This window comes from Sutterella massiliensis (assembly GCF_016899755.1).
In the GTDB taxonomy this organism is placed as follows: Bacteria; Pseudomonadota; Gammaproteobacteria; order Burkholderiales; family Burkholderiaceae_F; genus Sutterella; species Sutterella massiliensis.
On sequence record NZ_JACJJC010000530.1, the window covers coordinates 1 to 240 of the forward strand.

The window sequence follows — 240 nt, forward strand, 5'->3', positions numbered from 1 at the left end:
GCTGGAATGACCTTTTTCAACCCCCCCTGATCATTAAAATCATTCTTATCTGCATGAGCAAGCACAAATCGAATTATTTCACGACTTTCAAACTCGTTCTTACCATACCAGCCCTTGTTAATTCGATATTCAATTAACTTATGATCAATGAATATTGCTGAAAGCCCAACAAACACAACAAATATTACAAAAGTATTCATTTCAGCCCCATTAACAAAGGCCGCCAGGGCATTTACAACT

At 37.1% G+C, this 240-nt stretch carries 1 protein-coding gene; it reads right to left on the minus strand.

Annotation, left to right across the window (positions count from 1 at the left end):
- On the minus strand, positions 1-240 hold a 240-nt coding region (locus H6A60_RS13590), incomplete at both ends, for a hypothetical protein (RefSeq protein WP_205105401.1).